Annotated in this window: 15 protein-coding genes; 7 read left to right on the forward strand and 8 right to left on the reverse strand. The window is 56.6% G+C overall.

Annotated elements, in window-relative coordinates; genetic code table 11:
* Positions 1 to 103: 103 nt before the first annotated feature.
* Positions 104 to 466 carry a hypothetical protein gene (locus DSM117340_RS13455; RefSeq protein ID WP_089892661.1) on the forward strand — a complete coding sequence of 121 codons (363 nt, stop codon included), beginning with the start codon at positions 104 to 106 and terminating at the stop codon, positions 464 to 466.
* A gap of 179 nt (positions 467 to 645) precedes the next feature.
* Here DSM117340_RS13455 and DSM117340_RS13460 read toward each other — a convergent pair whose 3' ends face one another.
* The 6 genes from DSM117340_RS13460 to DSM117340_RS13485 form a co-directional block, all read right to left on the reverse strand.
* Positions 646 to 1737, reverse strand: a complete 1092-nt coding sequence (locus DSM117340_RS13460; protein WP_089892663.1) for a CaiB/BaiF CoA-transferase family protein — start codon at positions 1735 to 1737, stop codon at positions 646 to 648.
* Between the two features lie 98 nt (positions 1738 to 1835).
* Positions 1836 to 4502 (reverse strand): TRAP transporter large permease subunit, encoded by a 2667-nt coding sequence (locus tag DSM117340_RS13465; protein WP_089892668.1) that lies wholly within the window; start codon positions 4500 to 4502, stop codon positions 1836 to 1838.
* Between the two features lie 12 nt (positions 4503 to 4514).
* The gene (locus DSM117340_RS13470; RefSeq protein WP_089892671.1) at positions 4515 to 5507 is read right to left on the reverse strand and encodes a TRAP transporter small permease subunit; all 993 of its coding nucleotides are present in this window, start codon (positions 5505 to 5507) and stop codon (positions 4515 to 4517) included.
* Between the two features lie 133 nt (positions 5508 to 5640).
* Positions 5641 to 6729 (reverse strand): TRAP transporter substrate-binding protein, encoded by a 1089-nt coding sequence (locus tag DSM117340_RS13475; RefSeq protein ID WP_089892674.1) that lies wholly within the window; start codon positions 6727 to 6729, stop codon positions 5641 to 5643.
* Positions 6730 to 6984: 255 nt separating this feature from the next.
* Positions 6985 to 7509 carry a protein-tyrosine phosphatase family protein gene (locus tag DSM117340_RS13480; RefSeq protein WP_333908507.1) on the reverse strand — a complete coding sequence of 175 codons (525 nt, stop codon included), beginning with the start codon at positions 7507 to 7509 and terminating at the stop codon, positions 6985 to 6987.
* The gene (locus tag DSM117340_RS13485; RefSeq protein WP_354689681.1) at positions 7481 to 8323 is read right to left on the reverse strand and encodes a neutral zinc metallopeptidase; all 843 of its coding nucleotides are present in this window, start codon (positions 8321 to 8323) and stop codon (positions 7481 to 7483) included. Before DSM117340_RS13485 ends, DSM117340_RS13480 begins: the two co-directional genes overlap by 29 nt.
* A 157-nt stretch (positions 8324 to 8480) precedes the next feature.
* On the opposite strand from DSM117340_RS13485, the gene DSM117340_RS13490 reads away from it, so the two are divergent.
* The 6 genes from DSM117340_RS13490 to recR all read left to right on the forward strand — a co-directional run bounded on the left by DSM117340_RS13490 (position 8481) and on the right by recR (position 13005).
* Positions 8481 to 10244, forward strand: coding sequence for a DNA polymerase III subunit gamma/tau (locus tag DSM117340_RS13490; protein ID WP_089893673.1), 1764 nt, complete (start codon positions 8481 to 8483; stop codon positions 10242 to 10244).
* On the forward strand, positions 10220 to 10618 hold the full coding sequence (locus tag DSM117340_RS13495) for a hypothetical protein (RefSeq protein ID WP_143037439.1): 399 nt from the start codon (positions 10220 to 10222) through the stop codon (positions 10616 to 10618). The genes DSM117340_RS13490 and DSM117340_RS13495 overlap by 25 nt, the downstream gene beginning before the upstream one ends.
* A gap of 3 nt (positions 10619 to 10621) precedes the next feature.
* On the forward strand, positions 10622 to 11494 hold the full coding sequence (locus DSM117340_RS13500; protein WP_089892685.1) for a TauD/TfdA family dioxygenase: 873 nt from the start codon (positions 10622 to 10624) through the stop codon (positions 11492 to 11494).
* On the forward strand, positions 11487 to 11921 hold the full coding sequence (locus tag DSM117340_RS13505; protein ID WP_218140888.1) for an NUDIX domain-containing protein: 435 nt from the start codon (positions 11487 to 11489) through the stop codon (positions 11919 to 11921). Before DSM117340_RS13500 ends, DSM117340_RS13505 begins: the two co-directional genes overlap by 8 nt.
* A 60-nt stretch (positions 11922 to 11981) precedes the next feature.
* Positions 11982 to 12326: a YbaB/EbfC family nucleoid-associated protein gene (locus tag DSM117340_RS13510; RefSeq protein ID WP_089892691.1), complete on the forward strand. Its 345-nt coding sequence runs from the start codon at positions 11982 to 11984 to the stop codon at positions 12324 to 12326.
* A gap of 82 nt (positions 12327 to 12408) precedes the next feature.
* Positions 12409 to 13005: a recombination mediator RecR gene (gene recR, locus DSM117340_RS13515; protein ID WP_089892694.1), complete on the forward strand. Its 597-nt coding sequence runs from the start codon at positions 12409 to 12411 to the stop codon at positions 13003 to 13005.
* A gap of 115 nt (positions 13006 to 13120) precedes the next feature.
* Here recR and DSM117340_RS13520 read toward each other — a convergent pair whose 3' ends face one another.
* Both DSM117340_RS13520 and DSM117340_RS13525 read right to left on the reverse strand, forming a co-directional pair.
* Positions 13121 to 20203 (reverse strand): Hint domain-containing protein, encoded by a 7083-nt coding sequence (locus tag DSM117340_RS13520; protein ID WP_273496652.1) that lies wholly within the window; start codon positions 20201 to 20203, stop codon positions 13121 to 13123.
* A 363-nt stretch (positions 20204 to 20566) separates the two neighbouring features.
* Positions 20567 to 21316: a DUF1013 domain-containing protein gene (locus DSM117340_RS13525; RefSeq protein ID WP_089892699.1), complete on the reverse strand. Its 750-nt coding sequence runs from the start codon at positions 21314 to 21316 to the stop codon at positions 20567 to 20569.
* Positions 21317 to 21369 lie beyond the last annotated feature (53 nt).

A 21369-nucleotide genomic window follows, 5' to 3' on the forward strand; every position in this document is an offset into this window, starting at 1 on the left:
TGGGTCAAAACTCAAACGATTCCTTCAATCCCGCGGTATTTCCTCGCGGTTTCACACAAAAATGTGTCGTGAATTTCAGCCACAGCAGTGATACCTCAGGCGTATGATCAAACAGTTTGTTCTCCTCGCCGCGCTCACAGCGGGCACAGCCGCTCTCGCAGATGCGCCGACCATCACAAAGGTCGAGGCTTCGCGCGCGGGTATGGGCTGGCGCTTTGACGTCACACTCGCGCACCCCGACACAGGCTGGGACCATTACGCCGACGGCTGGGAACTCATCGATGAGGCAGGCAACCAGATCGCCTATCGAGAACTCATGCACCCCCATGTCGAAGAGCAGCCTTTCACGCGCTCCCTGCGCAATGTGATGCTGCCTGACGGCCTGCGCACCCTATGGGTCCGCGCCAAATGTTCTCAAGATGGCTGGAGCACGAATACATTCGAGGTGACGCTCGCTCCCGAATAAGGAACGCTGCATTTGTGTTCTGATCGCAAAATCGATCTGGTCTAGACCATCATCCAATCCTGACATGACGCGCGAAAGCAAAGCCGCGCCTCCTTTGTCCAGTTTCTTGCAACCCCTCCTTCGAAACAGCCTAGGCAACTGGCCCTCGACTGGGTCAGGTTTGCAAAGTAAATCCAAACCTAGCTTTCTAACTCCGCCAAAATCGCTGCACTGTCCGCCCCTCGCAAAGGCGAGCGCGGCGGGGCCCAATCGCCTTGATCTTTAAAGCGCGGCGCAGGTGCAGCTTGCAGCACGCCTTCAACCTCATACCAGGCGTTCCGGGCATCGTTCATCTCGTGGCGGCGCGCTTCATCAGGAGACAAAACAGGCGCCACACAAGCGTCTGTTCCAAGAAAAATCACCGCCCAGGCATCGCGAGTCTTTGCCTTGAAAATCTCGGCAAAACGCTCCGTCAAAAGAGGCCAAAGCGCTTTATCATACTGGCGCTGAAATTCCGCATCGCCTTCTAAGCCCAGTAGCTTCAAAAGCTCGGCATAAAACTGTGGCTCAAGGCTCTGTACTGAAAGGTAGCCACCGCAGGCGCACTCATAGGTGCGGCTCCAATGCGGTCCGTCAAGCAGCCCCTGCCCACGTGCGTTGGGCATTCCCCCGCCTTGGCGCAAGGCCATCAACAGGTTCATCATATGCGCCGAGCCATCATAGATCGCCGCATCAACAACAGTGCCCTGCCCTGAGGTTTTCGCCTGCAATATCCCTGCAAGCACGCCGCTCACCAAATACATCGCCCCACCGCCAATATCCCCGACAAGCGTTGCGGGCGATACGGGCGCATCTTGGGGAGCGCTACTATACCAAAGCGCGCCAGACATCGCGATGTAATTCAAGTCATGCCCCGCCGCATGTGCCAGAGGCCCGCTCTGCCCCCAGCCCGTCATACGGCCAAACACGAGCGACGAGTTCACGGCGTGGCAAGCCTCAGGCCCGAGGCCAAGCCGTTCCATCACGCCAGGTCGGAACCCCTCAATCAACGCATCTGCGCGCGCGACAAGCTTTATAAATACGGCCTTGTCGTCAGCGTTCTTCAGGTCAAGCTCGATTGACCGTTTTCCACGATCAAGAACAGAACGCTCAGGCATGCCAGGGGCTGTCTTGCCCCCCTTACGATGCACCACGATCACTTCGGCGCCCATATCCGACAACAGCATACCTGCAAAAGGCGCGGGTCCCAGCCCCTCGACTTCAACAATCCTAACGCCTTGCAAAACGCCCATAGCTCGCCTCCTGTTTTCTCCGCAACTTTAGCGCGCCCAGCACAAAAGAAAACCGCCGCCTCATCTCTGGGGCGGCGGTTTGGGATTGTTTGCGCTGATCAGAAATTCAGCGAGATATCGCGATGGACCGAGCTACATGATGACATGAACAGAGCGGCCTCGCGGCTCAACCCGTCTTGGCTGCGCAGCCCAAGCGTACTGCGAATGCTTTCAAGATAGGCTTCAAGCTCTGGTTTCAGGCTCTCGGCATTCGCCCGCCAAGATTTTTGAGCCTCAAACTCAGCCACAGCATCGTCAAACTCCGAGAGCGCTTTCTCACGATCAAACCGCTTAATCGTAAGAGCGCGGCGCGCCTTACCAAGAGCTGATTTCACATCGCCTGCGCCATCGACATCAGAGAACTTGTCTTCCAAGGCCTTCACCGTGTCCTCGCCAGCCTCATCTGTTTCAGCAACCGTCTCGATAAAGCCACGCATGGCGCGCAACTCACCTTCAAGTGCGGCAAAAGCCTCGTTCGCTTCCAATGTTGCCAAAGCTTCACTCGCAGCTTCCCAAGCATTGTCCGCATTGCGCTGATACGTTGAGCGCGCGCGCTGTTCGGTCGTTGTCAGCTTTGCGAACTCATCATGCACAGGCTCCCATGTGTCAGGAATTTCGGCTTTGAGCTGCTCTACTTCAGCCAGCATTTCTTCGCGCTTGGCCTCAAGACGCGCGCGGCGCTTGGCCTGCTCTTCGTCCTTCATACGCCCTGTGATGACACGAATATCCTCAGCTTCTTCTTCAAGCTTGCGAATTTCCTTCTCGACTTTGCGTACAAGAATTTGCTTTGGCCGATAAACGACAGCAGCTTCTTCAATCAACACTTCCGTGTCAAAAGCGGTCTGCAATTGCACGAAAGCTTCAGGAGCAGAGGCAAAACCTGCTGCAAGATCTTTTGCCAAGCCCTTAGGAAGCCCAGACAAATCAATCCCCTGAGCCCGTGCAATGGCTTGCTCAAGCTCTGCGCCGTTGGTCGCGAGTTGCTCACCAACATACTCCTCAAGGCAATACTGCATCTTCGGATTGCGCGGGGGTGGCGCATTCTCCGAAAGGAAGGAGACGCGATTTGGCAAATAGTTCACCAGCGGCGGGTACAGCCCAACAACGCCAAGAGCCAAAAGCTGCAAGCTGATGAAGGCAATAACGCCTTTATACATCTGCATAGTTTTGACGGTAGCAGGCGCAACGCCCCGCAAATAGAACAGCGCAAAGCCGAACGGCGGCGTCAAGAAGCTGGTCTGGATATTCAAGCCAATCATAACACCAAGCCATACAGCGGTAATGTTTGCACTCGGATCCGCCAACAGGATAGGCGCAACGATTGGCACGACAACCACGGCAATCTCGATAAAGTCGAGGAAGAAGCCAAGGATGAAGATTACCAGCATCACGATAATAAACTGCGTCCAGAACCCGCCTGGTAGAGAGTTTAGGAACTCGCGCACCAGCTCTTCTCCGCCAAAGGCGCGGAAGGCAGAGGTCAGCATCGCAGCACCGAGCAGAATGATAAAGACAAGCGAAGTCGTCTTCGCTGTTTCCATCATAACGCCGTCAAGCGTGCCATCAGTGCGGAACACCCGCCAGCCACTCCATGCAACCGCAACAATCATCAGGACCGAAGCAATGATACCCAGTGTGATACCAAACTGGTCCTCTGGCGTATCAATCGACTTGATGTTCATTTCGTAGTTGCCGAGTACATAAGCCAGCATGAAGAGCGCAACCAATCCGAGGATCGCAGGCACAAATGTCAGCTTCTTGTTGTTGCCATCATAGAGCCGGTAACCCGCCATCACCATCGCACCCGCAGCGCCGATAGCACCCGCTTGGTTCACAGTCGCAACGCCCGTGATGATAGAGCCAAGAACAAGGAAGATAAGTGTGAGCGGTGGAATAAGCGTAATCGCAACTGTCCCCCAGAAGGCACGGTCAAACTTACCTTCCACTTTCACGGCAGGCGCTGCAGACGGTTTGAAGTAAGCATAAATCAGGATGTAGAGCATGTAGATCAGAACAAGCAGAATGCCCGGCACAAGCGCACCCAGAAACATCTCGCCCGCCGATGTCGAGGAGACATCAAAGTTTGACGGCATTGAAAGCTCACCAGTCGACGCCTTGTGAAGCGCCTTACGTGTTGTGCTCGCTTGGTCAGTCGCGCTCGCAAGTTGGTCAGCAAGGATAATCAAAACGATCGAGGGCGGAATGATCTGCCCCAATGTCCCAGACGCCGCAATCGTGCCCGTCGCAAGCGAAGGCGAATAGTTGTTGCGCAACATCGCAGGCAAGCTGATCAGACCCATCGCCACAACTGTTGCGCCCACAATCCCCGTTGTCGCGGCCAACAGCGCGCCTACAAACACAACAGAAATCCCAAGGCCGCCAGGCACGGGGCCAAAAAGCTGTGCCATGGTCACAAGCAAATCTTCAGCAATTTTTGAGCGCTGAAGCATAATGCCCATGAAGATAAATAGAGGAATCGCAATCAGCGTATCTCGCTCAACCTCCCAGAAGACCCCCCTAAGGTTTGTCACCCCGGCAGAGAGCCACTGCTGCGGCCCCCCTGTGTGGAAATAGGCGCTCGCATCCCCTGAAAACATCAGCCCCGCAAGGCCAGCAAGAGAAATGGTTATGATCGCCGATCCGGGCAGCGCAAACGCCACGGGAAAGCCCGAGCCAAGCGCAGCAGCCATCGTGATCAGCAATACGGCGAGAAAGAATAGTTCCATTGGTGTCGCTCCTCAGTGGCCGGTTGGTGTGACGAGGCGGTGCCCCGGCTCGTCGCGCTTGTCAGCCACGGATTCAAGAAAATAGCTCACAAACTGGATGAGCATTGTAATAGCGAAAATGCCGAGAAAGGCCGCCATCTGGTATTTGATATACATGCCGGTTGGGCCGGATTGCGTGATCTCAAGGTTCATCACAGGTGAGTTGATGATCGAGGTCTTGCTGCCAAGACCAATGATGATAATCACCCACGCCGTCGACATACCCAGAATGATCGAGCCCCAAGCATTCACAAAACCCTTCTTGGTCTTGCCAAAGCCAGCATAGAGAACGTCGACACGCACATGGCCGTCTTCAAACAACGTGTAAGCACTGGCAAACAGGAAAAGCCCCGCATACCAGTAGCGCACAAGGTCGCCCATCAAGGCTTGTTCGTATGAAAACACAAATCGCGAGAGCACAATGCCAAGCATCGCCACAACGATGAGCAGTGCCAGCCAGTGAAAGCCGACGCCGCGATGCCAAAATGCAATCAGACCGCCAAGGATCATAAGTGGAAAGTGAACCATCGGCCCAAGAAACTGCGAGCGGCCCATATTAATGACCATTTCATCGCTCAAAATACCGTTGAAGAACCCTTCAACCCGCGCGATCCCGATACCTGCGTCGGCAAAGCCCGTTAGAACGATAATCCAGAAACAAGCCCGAATGAGATAGGCGTTGAACCCGTGGATTTTCATCGCATCCCAGCGCAGTGCTGTATCAGGAGAGCGTAGCACATAGCCGATGCCCCCACCGACCCCCAGAAGCGTGATCAGAAGCGGCACCCAGATCAGGCTTCCAGCGCTTCCATTCATCGCGTCTGCAAGATTGGGATATCCCCATCCAATATTCAGGATATTGATCACAAGGAAGGCCGCCAAAAAGCCGAGCATCCCCCAAGCAAAGGAGCGCGGAAGAAGCGCTGGTGCTCCCCCAGTGCGCGATAGATCTGCTGCAAAAGCCATAAGGTTATCTGCCTCCCCAAAACAGCGCCAGCCTCAAGAGCGTTTCGCTCGAAGCACAGCATGCTGTGAAAACTGTCGTGCTATTATGCAGAGCGGGGCCAAAAGGCCCCGCTCCAGTATCGCTTGCGCTGACTTAGATGATGTCCAGAACGCGGTTACGCTGGTTGATAAACGTACCCTCGAAGTTGGCCATGAACGTACCGTACTCGACCAGCTTCGCCTGGAAGCTGTCGTCGATACGTGCAGCAAGCTCAGAATGCGCACGGGTGTCCGCAAACACTTCTGCAGCCGCTTCGCCCATTGCATCCCAAATGTCGTCGTTGAACGCACGAACCTGAACGCCGTGGTCATTGACGAGCTTGGAAAGGAACTCACCGTTTTTAGCAATAGCTTCTTCGTGTGAAGCCGCGTGCTCTTCGTTACATGCAGCTTCAATAACAGCTTGCTCGTACTCTGTGAGGCCGTCCCAGAAGGCTTTGTTCATGCCGAACGCAAGACCGCCGCCTGGCTCGTGCATACCGCCAGTGTAGTAATACTTGGCGGCTTCATAGAACTTCATGAAGTAGTCGTTGTACGGACCAACCCACTCTGTTGCTTCGATTGAGCCTGATACGAGGTTTTCATAGATCTGGCTGCCTGGAAGCGAAACAGTCGATGAACCCATTTTTGTCAGAACCTGCCCGCCAAGACCTGGCATACGCATTTTCAGACCTTTAAAGTCGTCTGGGCTTTCCATCTCTTTGTTGAACCAACCGCCAGCTTGCGTGCCTGTTGAGCCACATGCGAGCGCTTTCAGGCCGTAGCTGCCTGACAGTTCGTCCCAAAGCTCTTGTCCGCCACCAAACTTGATCCAAGCATTCCACTCAGGTGTGCTCATGCCAAATGGAACTGATGTGAAGTAAGCGAAGCCTGGGTGCTTACCTGTCCAGTAGTAGTCCGCGCCGATGTAAGCTTGGCTGTTGCCTGAAGATACTTCATCAAAGCTGTCAAATGCGCCAACGCGCTCGCCAGCTGCAAAGTACTCAACGTTAAATGCGCCATCGCCGAGTTCGGCGATACGAGCAGCAAGACGCTGAGCTGACGTACCCAGACCCGGGAAGTCCCGTGGCCATGTCGATACGATTGTAAGCTGCTTACCGCCTTGGGCGATAGCTGCCGGTGCGGCCAGTGCCGTTGCACCAGCGCCGATAGCAGCACCTTTCAGAAATTTACGACGATCCATATTTATCCTCCACGTTCGATATGGTTATGTTTTTTGAACAGCACCGATCTCTGTCGGTTCCCCTCCATACGCAATTACTAAGCAAGTCGAGGTAGAATACAACGAAAATTTCGACCGATTGGTAACATTACTTTACCAAAACGCCCAATTTTTAGTCGAAAGCCCTCAAAACAAGATAGAACGGGTAAGAATTGGTAAAGTGGTATTACAGAAGCATTTTCTGACGCAGCGGCAACCGAGCGCCTCGCATCCGAATCACAGCGCGCTTGATGCCGCTATTGCCCAGTTGAACTGGTCCGCTGTTTCCACAGCACAGGGCCGAACAGACCGCAGACGTTTGAGCGCAGCATCAGGCGCTTCCCCCGCCTCGATCATCAGCCTGAGCGCCGCCATGCCAGAGCGGCCGCAGCCACCCTTGCAATGCACGATCACGCGCCCCCCGCCCTTCAGCGCGGCGCGCGCCATTGCGCTCACTTCAACCCAACGAGCCAGCGCCTCGTCTGATGGAACACCATAATCCACCACAGGCAAATGTGCCCAACGGCAGCCAAGCCCCTGCACGTCATAGCCAAATTGGCTCGCGCCCACATCTTCCAGCTCTGCATCCGTGACCATCGTCAAAACCAGACTCGGCTTGAACTCGCCAAAGCGCGCAAGATCGCCCTTCAAGTCGCCCCCACGCCCCGGAAGAGAGGCAATCGCCAATGTCCCCTCGCCCACCGTTAGGGCAGATATCTCCAGCTCCGCCATCTCAGAGCCGTTCCCTGCCAAAAGTGTCACATTGGCGCGCATCACCCGTTTCAAATCCAAGCGCAAACCAACGCTGACGTTGTGCACTGGATCCGTGTGTAAAGGTATGTGGCTGTGGCACGCGCCCAGCGCGGCGCTGAAGGGTATCATCGCCAATTTGCTTGGCGGCATTGAGTGCCTCTTCTAGGTCCCCCGGCTCAAGCGCTCCCTCAACAGCCCGTGCCCAGACCCCACTGAGGCAATCCGCCTGAAGTTCGAGCCGTACCGTCAACTGGTTTGCCTCTGTCTGCCCCACAGCTTGGCGCCGCTGGTTCACCTGCGGCAGAATTCCGAGCTCGTTTTGCACATGATGCGCCACCTCGTGAGCAATCACATAGGCCGCCGCAAAGTCACTCTTTGCTCCAAGTTGCTGGCTCATCGTTGCGAAAAATTCAGTGTCGAGGTAGGCCTTTTTGTCCGCAGGGCAATAGAAAGGCCCCGTTGCGCCGCTCGCATCTCCGCATGGGCTTTGCGTCACACCCGAGTAAAGCACCATGACAGGCGGCTCATAAGCGCGCCCTGTGAGTTCGGGAAATTTATCAGTCCAGACCATCTCAGTTGTCGCCAAAACTCGGGCCGCAAATTCGCCCGCTTGCACTTCTTGTGGCGTGAGTTCTCGTGCCTCGTCGCTCTGACCGTATCCCGCTTGATCTTGAAGCAAAGGCGATACATCGACCCCCGCGAAATATCCAAGTGCCAAGACAAGAAGTAAACCAACGCCGCCAATCCCTGCGCCCCTGCCAGCGCCGCCTCGGCCCCGCCTGTCTTCCACATTGCGGCTTCCCCGCACGCCCCTTAGTCGCATTGCAAATCCCCCAACTCGTCAAGCTATGCACAGATTGACGCATTTGAGCGTCTCTGCCAAGCGCCGCCTTGTCTTGGCCCTTATTCCAAGACAAGCGCTAGACCTTGGGCCCCTGCGCCGCTACCTTGGCCCAGCTTCGAATCTGACAAGGCATACCATGAGCGATACTCCACAGACAGGCTATCAGGTTCTCGCGCGTAAATATCGCCCCGAGACTTTTGTTGATCTCGTCGGCCAAGAGGCGATGGTACGCACGCTCAAAAACGCTTTTGCCGCAGATCGCATCGCACAAGCTTTCATCATGACAGGCATCCGTGGAACGGGCAAAACAACAACAGCCCGCATCATCGCCAAAGGCATGAACTGCATCGGCCCCGATGGAACAGGCACGCCCACGACCGAGCCTTGCGGCGTCTGTGAGCACTGCACCGCCATCATGGAAGGCCGCCATGTCGACGTCATGGAAATGGACGCCGCCTCCCGCACTGGCGTCAATGACATCCGTGAAATCATCGACTCTGTCGCTTATCGTGCGGCCTCTGCCCGCTACAAGATTTACATCATCGATGAGGTGCACATGCTGTCCACCTCGGCCTTCAATGCGCTCCTCAAAACACTCGAAGAGCCGCCCGCACATGTGAAGTTTATCTTCGCGACAACGGAAATCCGTAAAGTCCCTGTGACCGTGCTTTCCCGATGCCAGCGCTTTGACCTACGTCGCATCGAACCCGAAGACATGATCGGCATGCTGCGTCGTATCGCTGACAGCGAACAAGCCGCAATCGCCGACGACGCCCTCGCCCTCATCACCCGCGCCGCCGAAGGCTCCGCGCGCGATGCAACGTCGCTCCTGGATCAGGCGATCAGCCATGGCGCTGGAGAAACAACGGCCGATCAGGTCCGCGCGATGCTTGGCCTTGCAGATCGTGGTCGCGTCATGGACCTTTTCGAAATGGTCATGAAAGGCGATGCCGCAGGCGCCTTGACTGAGCTTTCCGCGCAATACGCTGATGGCGCCGATCCCATGGCCGTTCTACGCGATCTAGCAGAGCTCACCCATTGGGTCAGCGTGGTTAAGATCACACCAGACGCGGCCAATGATCCGACGATTGGCCCCGATGAGCGCGCTCGCGGTCAAGGCTACGCCGAAGGCCTCGGCCTACGCGTTCTCGCCCGCATGTGGCAAATGCTGCTCAAGTCGCTCGAAGAAGTTGCCCACGCGCCCAACACCATGATGGCCGCAGAAATGGCAATCATCCGCATGACCCATGTGGCCGATCTGCCCACGCCAGATGAACTTGTAAAAAAACTCGCCGATGCGACCCCGCCGCCCAGCGGCCCGTCAGGTTCTCCACCCACAGGGGGCGGCAACGGCGGCGGCGCAGGCTTCAGCCAGAGCACGCAAGCGGTCGCACGCTCAAGCGCAGGCGGATCAGGGGCCTCTGGCGGTGCAACAGCTCTGGCCCAAGATCCGCTGGAAGCGCTCTCGCGCTACCCCACGTTTGATCATGTGGTCGAGTTGATCCGCGCCAACCGCGACGGCAAGCTCTTGATGGATGTTGAAGCTGGTGTGCGCCTCGTTGCCTATCAGCCTGGCCGGATCACGTTTGAGCCGAGCCCCAAAGCCCCGGCAGATCTTGCCAACCGCCTCGGCCAACGCCTCCAAGGCTGGACGGGCAACCGCTGGGCCATTACCCTCGTCAATGAAGACGGCGCCGAAACCATCGAGGAGCGGCGCACCGCAGGCGAACGCGCCCGCGAAGCCGAGGCGCGCGCACATCCGCTCGTCTCCGCTGTGTTTGAAGCCTTTCCCACCGCCAAAATCCTGAGCATCCGCAGCGAAGCCGATATCGCTGCCGAAGCCCAAAGCGAAGCCCTGCCAGAAGTGGAAGACGAATGGGACCCTTTCGAAGAAGACTGAGCCTTACGCTCCTCATCAGCGTCATGGCCAGCCCCGCGCTGGCCGAAGTCTGCTACAAAGAACGCCCCGACTGGGACGGTATCCCCGTCACCCTTGAAAGCGAAGCGCTCGCTCTCTTCCTGTCCCCCGCAGGACTGTTCCTTCTGGGTGCGCTCGCAGTCGCCGTGCTCTTCCGTCACGCCATGGGTACAGCCATTGTCGCGCTGCTCTGGTCGTTCTTCATCTCATTCATTGTCTGGCCTGATCCCACAGGCCTGCGGGGCGCGCGCATTTCCGAAGGCTGCGAAGCCCAACCCACACTCTTTATCGTCGCCTCAGCCGCGCTCTGCCTTGCGGCTGTCCTGTATGCTCACCGTGGCGAAAAAAGGCTCTGATCCATGCACACATCTCCGCTTCATCCCGACTTCGGCCTGACAGTTCACGATATTGATCTTCGAGACGTAACAGCAGATCACCTCTTCCCTGACATACGCCGCGCTTTTGAAGAGCATTCGGCTCTTCTCTTTCCAGCGCAGCAGATGGATGACGCAACCCATATCCGCCTCGCTGAGCTCTTCGGTCCGCTTGAAAACCGCGAGGCGATGGCGGCAGGCCGCGATGTAGCCTTTGAAGTCTCTGCCGTTTCCAACGAAACCGCCTCAGGCGTGACCGATGCGATGGACCTCCACACCCTCAATCTGCAAGCCAACATGCTTTGGCATACAGACAGCACATTCCTGCCGACGCCCGCGCTCATCAATATCCTCACAGCGCGCGTGCTGCCCCCCTCTGGCGGTGGCAACACAGAGCTTGCGAGCACTCGGACAGGCTGGGCCTCTATGCCCGCGGACCTAAAAGCAAAACTAAAAGATGCCGTGATCTGGCATCGCCTCTCGCACTCCCGCGCGCGGATTTCGCCAGAGCTGGCCCGCCTGCCCGAGATGAATAAATGGCCAGACCGCCCTTGGCGCGCACTCTGGCCAAACCCAGTGACGGGTGAAGAGAGCCTCTTTATCGCCTCTCACAGCTTTTCCATCGAAGGGCTCGGCCTGACTGAGGGGCAAGAAGTGATCGACGCGGCCATTGCCCATTGCACCCGCCCCGAAGCGGTCTATTCGCATCAATGGGCTGTCGGCGACGTCTTGCTCTGGGACGAGCGCGCTATTCTACACCGCGGTCAACCATGGGATTATTCCGAGCCCCGCACCCTCAAATCAATCTGCTGCTCCGTCACAGAGGCCGATGGCCTCGCAAGCGTCCGCCTTGTTTGAAACGCGCGATCAGTTCTTCGTCGAAGCCCACCTCGTGGTTGAGCGTGCAGGTGAGCTGCTTATGCTCTTGCGCCAGAACACGGGCTATATGGATGGTCACTGGGGCCTCGTAGCGGGCCATGTCGATGCGGGCGAAACCTTCCGCGAGGCGATGGCGCGTGAGGCCTTCGAGGAGGCAGGGCTCAAACTAGTGCCCGATCAGCTTCGCCTTGCGCATATCATGCATCGCAAATCAGACAGCGAACGCGTCTCCCTCTTCTTCACATCCGATGCCATAACAGGTGAGCCGCAAAATATGGAGCCTGAGAAATGTGCAGCCCTCCTATGGCAGCCGCGCGACACACTACCAGACACGACAATTCCATATATTCGCGCGGCCCTCGACCATATCGCCGAGGGCCGCCAATACTCAGAATTCGGCTGGTAGCTTGCCCCGCCCTTCAATGCCGCCTATCTAAAGACAACAGTGACCCTCAAGGAGACAGAGATGCTTAAAGGACTTGGCCAGCTCGGCGATATGGCGGGCATGATGAAAAAAGCGCAAGCGATGCAAAAGCAGATGGAAGAGCTGCAAGACGACCTGCACAATCTCATGGTCACAGGCCAGAGCGGTGCAGGCCTTGTCACAGCCACCTGCTCCGCAAAGGGCGAGCTCAAAGGCCTTGATATCGACCCGTCAATCTTCAACCCTGACGAAAAAGAAGTCGTAGAAGATCTGATCCTCGCCGCAATCAAAGACGCACAAGCCAAGGCCAGTGAAAAGGCTCAGGAAGAAATGGCCCGCATCACAGAAAGCCTCGGGCTGCCCAAAGACATGAAGCTGCCGTTCTAAATCTACCCCGCTTCCTCTTTCTAAAAATATCCTGGGGGTCTGGGGGCAGAGCCCCCAGCCTTCCGCCCAAAGAAAGCCCCGCATGAGCAACTCCACCAGAGATATCGACGCGCTCATTGAGCTGATGGCAAAACTGCCTGGCCTTGGCCCGCGCTCTGCGCGCCGCGCCGTGCTGCATCTCATCCGCAAGCGCGCGCTTTTGCTCATGCCATTGGCCGATATGATGCACGCCGTCGCCGTCACAGCCCGCGAGTGTTTGCGCTGTGGCAATATCGGCACGACAGATATCTGCGATATATGCACCTCGCCCAAACGTGCGACAGGTGAGATTTGCGTCGTTGAAGACGTAGCCGATCTCTGGGCCATGGAGCGCTCTGGCGTCTTCAAGGGCCGCTATCATGTGCTTGGCGGAACACTCTCGGCGCTTGACAGCGTTGGGCCTGAAGATCTGCGCATCCCACAGCTCGTCACACGACTAGACAGCGAAAACATCACCGAGGTGATCCTTGCCGTCGGCGCGACAATCGATGGCCAGACCACGGCCCATTACATCGCTGATCAGCTTCAAGGCAGCGTTAAACTCACCTCTCTCGCCCAAGGGGTCCCGATCGGCGGTGAGCTAGACTATTTGGACGATGGCACAATCACTGCCGCCCTCAACGCACGCAAAGAGATGTGATTGACAGAGCCAGCTCTGTCACAACGCTTCAAGTTCGCTTTGCTCTGCTACAAATGGAAAGGCCGCCCCAAGATACGGAGGCGGCCCTTCTCACTGATCTGATAAGGCAGTCAGATCAGCCGAGCCGGAGCAGGCGGCTCTCGTGGGCTTTCAGGCAAAGGCGCGCGGTATCGCCATAAGCGCCTTCATGGCTGCGTAGCTCAGGGAAAAGCGAGAAGAGTTCTTCACGCGCTTCTTCCTCCACAGCGTTCAAGCCCGTGCCACCAGGGTAGAAGCTCTCGCTCGCAGCCCCTTCAGCATAGATGATCTCGTGTTGGTCAAACATGATGTGAACATAGGTCACTGTCCCGCCATGTACCTCGGTCACAGTCGACCCGTTTACAAGATGTTTGGCGCTCGCCAGCACTTCACTCTCACCAAAGAGCAGCGAGGCTTCGACCCCCTGCATCAGCATCCTGTGCTGCGGCGAAACATAAAGCGCGCGCTCGTTTCCGATCACATGCGGATCAAAGCGGATCGGAGCCAAAGCACCCCGTGCAGGCACAGTCCGCTTGCCCACCCAACGAATGGGCTGCAAACCGTGGTCACGCGTTACAACCAGATCGCCGATCTCCAAATCCTCGATCTCCCGCACACCGCGCGGCGTGGCAATTCTTGTGCCTTCGGTGAAGCAAATGATGACGTTTTCGATCTCGTCAAAGTTAACAACCGTGCCGTCACCAAGCGTTGCAAAGCCCGACATTCCGCCGCCAACGCCAGGGTCGGTGTTGGTATAGGTGATGTCGCCAAAGCCGATCAGCCCGTTAAAATCGAGTGTATCTCCAAGCGTCTCGGCCCCTTCGCCGCCAACAATATTGATCGTCCCAGCGCCAACCTCGGAGCCTGGCAAGACTTCAAAGTAATCGTCACCATCTCCACCTGATGCGGTGTCGTTCTCGTTGACGCTGATTGAGTCATTGCCATCCCCGCCAGAAAGCTCGTCTGCACCCGCGCCACCACTCAGAGTGTCGTCGCCTTCAGAACCTGCAAGCGTGTCATTGCCCGCACCACCTTCGGCAAAGTCATCGCCAAGGCCAAGCACAACATTCTCATTGCCAACACCCCCCGTCACAGTGTCATTGCCACTGCCAAGTGAGAAGAGTTCGATGTCATCAAAGCTGGCAGTATCCGCTCCGGAAACCAACGTGCCACCCTCTGCCACGGTCAAAGTAAGATTAACCGCTGTGGTCATATTGCTGGCGTCAATCTGGTCAAAGTCTATGCCGCCAGAACCGCCCGAAATGGTGTCCATCCCAAAGCTGTCATCGAGCGAAAAGGTATCTTGTCCTTCTGCGCCGATCATCTGATCGTCGCCTGATCCGCCTTGCAGCAAATCGTCGCCGTCGCCCGCGCTCAGATAATCGTTGCCGACACCCCCGATGAGCGTGTCAGCGCCACCGTTGTTGCCACCCAGCAAGGTGTCGTTGCCGTCATCGCCGACAAGCAAGTCGTCGCCGTCAGCACCATCAAGATAATCGTTGCCTGTACCGCCCGACATTGTGTCATCGCCGAGCCAGCCTTCCATGCTGTCAGCGCCGTCCTCACCGAACATGACATCGTTGCCTTCGGCCCCAAAGACAGAGTCGTTGCCCTCTCCGCCATAGACCGTATCATTACCATCGTTGCCATTGACCCAGTCATCACCCGTGCCACCGTTGACAGTATCATCGCCACTTCCGCCACTCAGGCTATCTGCACCGATATCGCCCAAGATGCTGTCGTTGCCGCCGCCGCCGGAGACGGTATCATTCCCAGCGCCACCGTTGAGAACGTCATTCCCAGCCTCGCCAAAGATGCTGTCATTGCCATCACCGCCTGCAACGGTATCAATACCTGCACCAGCAAAAATCGTATCGTCGCCAAAGCCCGCAACTACGCTGTCGTTGCCGGCGCCTGCGCTAATTGTGTCGTCGTTGCTGCCATCCGCTGCATCGAGGTTGTCGACCATATCGCCTTCGGGGTCGCCAGTGTAGCCAGCGTCAATGGTATCGTCACCGCCTGTGCCCTCGACCACATAGTTCAGCCCTGGGATGCCCAGCGCAGCAAGCTGTGCATGGCTGGTCACGTCAGCAGGGTCAACACCGACAAGAGTGATGCTCTCGCCATTGGGGAAGCTCAGGATCGCGTCGCCCGTGCCGTCTCCGTTGGTATCCGTTACAGTCACATCAGCAACATTCACAGGGCTGCCGCTCGCGTCCGTCATCCCGCTTACGTCAATCTGGTCGTTGCCGGTAAAGTTCCCACCGCCAAGATCGGTCGGCGCTTCAAAGCCGTTCACCGTGTCGCTGCCAGAACCATCAGCCAAGACGATCGTATCCGTGCCGCCGCCCAAGACGATGTTCTCGATGTCGACGAAACTGGCGATATCAGCCCCCGCCGTTACGCTCCCTGCTTCAGGGTTGGCGCTGGTGAGATCAACGGTTGTGTCAACCGTCAGGGCACTCATATCAAGAGTGTCAAAGTCGGTGGCGCCGCCATCGCCGCCATCAATCGTGTCCTGCCCAAAGGCGTCTTCCAAAATGATCACATCCTGATCATCGCCGCCTTCGATGCTGTCAGCGCCGATGCCGCCCGCGAGCGTGTCATCGCCAGTCCAGCCAATGAGAGAGTCGTCTCCATCATCGCCCGTGAGGCTATCGTCACCGAACCAGCCTTGCAGCGTGTCATTTCCACCGCCACCGACAATGTTGTCGTCGCCATCACCAGCGTCGACACTGTCGTTACCAGTGCCCGCATCAATGCTATCGTTCCCTGCAAAGCTCTGCACAGTATCATCGCCCGCACCTGCAACCACACTGTCAGCATTCGTCCCAGACGCATTGTCGAGCCCGTCGATAATATCGCCCTCGGGGTCGCCGATGTAGGAGCCGTCTATCAACTCGCCTGCGCCAGTTCCTTCAACAATATAGTCAGGCTGCGGAATACCCATCGCTTCCAGAATGGCGGGATCGTTGATACTCGCGGCTGTCACGCCGACAAGTGTAAGGCTCTCCCCGCTCGGGAAGGTCAGCACAGCGTCGCCGTTCACATCAGTGGTGATCACGACATCATCGGTGTTTACAGGCGCGCCATTGATGTCGAGCAATGTGCTCACATCAAGCAGGTCGACGCCCGTATAGGTCCCGCCGCCGCCCGCTGTCGGAATGGTGAAACCTTCTACACGGTCGTCGCCAGAGCCTGTCCCAAGAACAAGCGTGTCTGCTCCGCTGCCCAGAACGATATTCTCGATCTCGACAAAACTCACAGTGTCCGTGCCGTCGGTAAAGCTGCCCGCTTCAGGGTTGGCTGATGTAAGGTCAATCGTCAGATCAGACGTAATACCGCTCAGATCAATCGTGTCGCCGTCGGTTTCCTGTGCTTCTTCGCCTTCAACAGTATCGTCGCCAAAGTTGTCAGCAAAAACGATCGTATCGTCGCCGTAGCCGCCCCAGAGGAAGTCATCGCCCTCGTTGCCTTCGATACTGTCGTTGCCAAAGCTACCACGGACCCAGTCATTGCCTGCGCCGCCAATAATAGTGTCCGCGCCTTCGTTGCCTTCAAGACTATCGTCACCAACGCCGCCAGAAACGTAATCGTTCCCTGTCTCGCCATAAATGCTATCGTTGCCCGCGCCACCAAGGATGGTATCGTCGCCCTCATTCCCATAAATGCTGTCGTTGCCCGAGTTGCCCAAGATGGAGTCATTGCCCATCCCACCGCGAACAGTATCTTCACCTGCTCCAGCAACAATCACATCGTCGCCAAGATCGCCAAGAACACTATCGTCGCCGCCAGCACCCTGAATGAGCTCATACATTTCTACATTGTCGATAGAAGCGCCCTGAGCATTCGCTTGGCCAGATCCAACAAAAGTGAGCGTATTCGAACCGTCACCCGACCCTCCAGTCAGATAAAACTCGTAGCTCGTCCAGCTGCCATCACTGGGATCGATCGAAGCGATCACTTCACCGTTCCAAATCACTTGAAACTGGTTGTCGAGAGCGGTTCCATCGTGTGCGTCAACAAGGTCACCAGCATCAAAGCGCAAGGCGTAGACTTCGCCATCACTGACCCCAGCCACGGCCTGACTTATAACAAGATTTTGGCCAGCCAAGCCTTCCGTATCAAGCCAATTGTTGCCCTCGGTCGCCAGAAGGCCTCCGCGCCCGTTGTTGACGAATTCGATTGAGCTACCGTTGGCATCGGTCCAGCCAGAGACACTTCCACCGGGAGCGACAAAGCCCCAAGTCCTTGTCTCCATCCCAGTCGTGTCTTCAAACGAGCCATTCACAATAAGGTTGGCACCCGTCGCAGTGAGGTCATCCGCAAGGATCGTGTCGTCGCCCGTGCCGCCATCGATTATGTCGCCGCTGCCGCCGCCTTGGATCGAGTCGTCACCAGTGCCGCCAAGGATCGTATCATCCGTATTGGCGCCAATGATCGTATCGTTGCCAGCATCGCCAGACAGCCAGTCGCCATACACCGACAGCTCATCTTCCGACGTGATCAGATCGTCGCCATCACCGCCAAAAACCGTGTCGTAAGATTGACGCACCGAAATTGTATCATTTCCAGCGCCACCAAAAATCGTATCTTGATCTGAAGGCCCGAGCCCCGTGCCGATGAAAACATCGTTTCCATCTCCAAGGTCGACAAAATCAGCCGATGTGTCACTGGTAGAAGCCACATCAGTTTCGTCATAAACAGTATCATTGCCTGTTCCAGCATAAATGCTGTCAGCGCCAGAGCCGCCAAGGATGGTATCGTCACCATCTCCGGCCTCAATTCTATCATCGTTGGAGCCATCCGAGTGGTCGCTGTTGTCGACACGGTCGCCCTCTGGATCGAGTAGATACGATCCATCGATCAGATCGTTGCCCGCCGTGCCTTCAACGATGTAATCGAGGATGCTCGGGAGGATGAGCGCTTCGATCTCGGTGAAGTTGACAGTGATCGTGTTGCCAGCGCCATCCGTGACGTCCACGCTTCCCGATGTGCTATTGGCATCAGGGTCATTCGTTTGTGTCAGGTTCGCATAGCTCGCCCAGCTGCTTAGGTTGAGCGTATCGTTGTCCGCGCCAGTGGTGGCCGTGCTTCCGCCATCCACAGTGACGACTGTCCCATCGGCAAATGCACCCGCTGCAACAACAATGTTGTCAGCATCCGCGCCGCCAGAAACAGTATCCGCGCCGCTGTCTACAGAAATGAAGTCGCCGCCACTGCCGCCAATAATCTCGTCAGCGCCCGCGCCGCCATAAAGCGCATCCCCGTCGTCGCCACCGTCAATATAGTCGTCGCCCGCATCGCCCCAGATGCTGTCGGCACCCGAGCCGCCTTGCAGGCTGTCCGCGCCATCATTGCCATCGATGTTGTCGTTGCCAGTGCCGCCCAAAACAGTGTCATTCCCAGCGCCACCGTCGATGTCATCTCCGTCAATGCCACCATCGATATAGTCATCGCCAGCGCCACCACTCAGAAAGTCGCCGCCTGCCTCGCCGTAAAGAGAGTCAGCGTCGTCGCCACCGTAGAGCGAGTCATCCCCGGCTCCGCCAAAGAGCTGATCTTGCCCCTCATCGCCATAAGCAATGTCATCATCATTGCCAGCATAGATCGTGTCATTTCCAGTGCCGCCGATCAGAGTATCGTTGCCCTCGTCGCCAATGATTTCATCATTGCCTGCAGCGCCGTCTATACTGTCGGCACCAGCCGTCGCAGTCGCGTCGTCGCCATCAAGAACGTCGTCGCCAGCCCCGCCAGAAATCGTATCTGATCCGTCACCGCCAAACACGGTGTCGTTGCCAATCTCACCAAAGAGAGAATCAGCGCCCGCTCCGCCAAGGATCATATCGCGGCCGCCGCCGCCATAAATGGTATCGTTGCCAGCGCCGCCATCAAGCAAATCACCCGCATCCAAGGCCGTGTAGTTATCGCCATAGATCAGGTCGTCGCCCGCCTCGCCGCGCACGGTATCAGCACCGTCGCCGCTGTTCACAGTGTCAGCGCCAGCGCCCGCCTCAACAGAGTCACGGTTCGAGCCGTCATAATAGTCGCTATTGTCGACGATATCCCCTTCAGGGTCGCCCAGATATGCGCCATCGATGCTGTCGGCGCCACTTGTACCTTCGACAATATAGTTCTGAGGCGACAGCGTGGTTTCAATCGTACCCAGCCCTGTTGAAACGTTGCCAGCCGTATCAATCGTCGAATACGTGAACGAGTTGGTCCCAATGTCCCCATCGGACAGAACCGTAATGGTCATATCTGGATTGAGCGTGAGCTGTTCGCCAGAGGGCAGCGTAATCGTATCATTCACGTTCACCGCAATGTTGTTGAGGTGCGTGATGGTGAGCGCATTGCCTTCGATATTGATGTCGTTCGCCAGAATATCGTGGATCTGCGTCGTATTCGGAAGCTGTTCCAGCTGGTCACTTTCGGCGATAGAAATCGTCTGGATCGAGTTACCCATAATCAGCAAGTTCGAGTCATAAGCCGAATCGCCGCCATCTCCGATCCCGATACGGATGGTATTCGACTGCCCCGCATTCACAGGTGCAACGATCGAAAGCACAACAGTGCCTCCGTCCATTTCGGTGTTATACGTGTCAGCCGTGACAGGGTTATCGAGATAAAGGTTCGAGTTCACCCCGTCGTTGATCGTATCAATCGTGACGTTCTGGGTCGAGTTGTCCGCCAGCGTCAAAGGCACATACGTCCCATTGACCCAAATCCCCATCGCATCGTTTACACCACCATTCACATACTCAAGGTATTCCTCTGAGGTGAAAACAAACTGCATGGTGAGCAAGTCACCCGTGGCCACAAAGGTCGCATCAAAGAACGCGCCGTCTTCGGTGGCCTGTCCCGACACTGCGTTGAGGTCCGTGTCGCCATCCACTTCGCCAACACCCGTATGGTTGGTCGATGTGCCTGTTGCGGTATTGGTGTCGGTTGTGCCCGAACTGTTGGTAAAGTCGGTCGCATTGCCTGTCGACAGTATAACCCCTGTGTCAGACTGCGTGAGGCTACCCAGCGTTGAAAGCCCGCCCGTATATGTGCCCGAAGCCGCGCCAGCCCCCGTAAAGGACGCCGAGGTAATACTGATACCGTTACCAAACATGGCATTCGCCATATCCATCGCCGTGGCGGACGTGTCGACATTCAACTCAGTAGCAATAGGCATCACATAACCTCAAACATATAAAAGCGCTGTTTTCGCGCATGGTTGAGAGCCGTTATGAGGGCCGAAGACGTCATGACTGCGGGCAGATTTGTACAATTTTGTGATGATGACGAATGAAGAGTAAAGCGTTAGACGCCCCTCTCCCGCGTGGCTTACAACATGGAAACATGTGGCGAAAACCGCAGCAAAGACGGGCCTATGGCCGCATTTACCGCATCCAGCAGACTGTTCGCCGCCCAGCGGCTACGCATGTCAATTAAGGCCAGATAGTGTCAACAAAAGCTGGCAGTCTCCCTGCCCAAAAGAAAACGCCCGCAGCAAAGCTACGGGCGCATCTCAGGTATTTAGGCAATCTTGGCGGCGTTATTCGTCGTCGTCGCCATCATCGTCTGGAAGGTTAAAGAAGCTGTCCGCATCGCGCGTGCTATCGTGCTTGTCTTCTTCCTCATCGTCGTGTCCGCCAAGCGTGAATGTTTCAAGACCTTCAATCGCTGTGGGCATTCTCGGCTCAGAATCCATACCAAGGCTCTGCTCGGTGCTGACGAGCTTGCGGCGCTCATCGTCGTTCATAACTTCGCCGCTTGCCGCTTTCTTGGCCGCTGCTTTTTGCACAGCCGCGTCGAGCTCAGACTGTTTACAAAGACCGAGAGCGACAGGGTCAATCGGGTCAATATTGGCGATGTTCCAGTGCGTGCGCTCGCGGATCGCCTGAATAGTTGGCTTGGTTGTGCCCACAAGCTTGGAAACCTGACCGTCTGTCAGCTCAGGGTGGAACTTTACCAACCAGAGAATGGAAGCCGGACGGTCCTGACGCTTGGAGAGCGGCGTATAGCGTGGCCCACGGCGCTTTTCCTCGCCAACAGCAGAGGCATAAAACTTCAGCTTGAGCTTGTGCGTAACACTCTCTTGCGCTTTATCGATCTCTTCCTGCGTAAGCTGGTTGTTGGTGATCGGGTCAAACCCCTTAACGCCTGTGGCCACATCACCGTCGGCAATGCCCTGCACTTCCAGCTCGTGCATGCCAACAAAGTCAGCAATCTGCTTGAAGCTGATTGTTGTGTTGTCGACCAGCCAAACGGCTGTGGCTTTCGCCATAATTGGTTTGTCAGACATATTCGCCTCCATCAAAAAAACACGCGTCCCATACAACTTTCCCGTGCCCTTGA

The sequence above is a fragment of the Lentibacter algarum genome, assembly GCF_040580765.1.
Taxonomy (GTDB): domain Bacteria; phylum Pseudomonadota; class Alphaproteobacteria; order Rhodobacterales; family Rhodobacteraceae; genus Lentibacter; species Lentibacter algarum.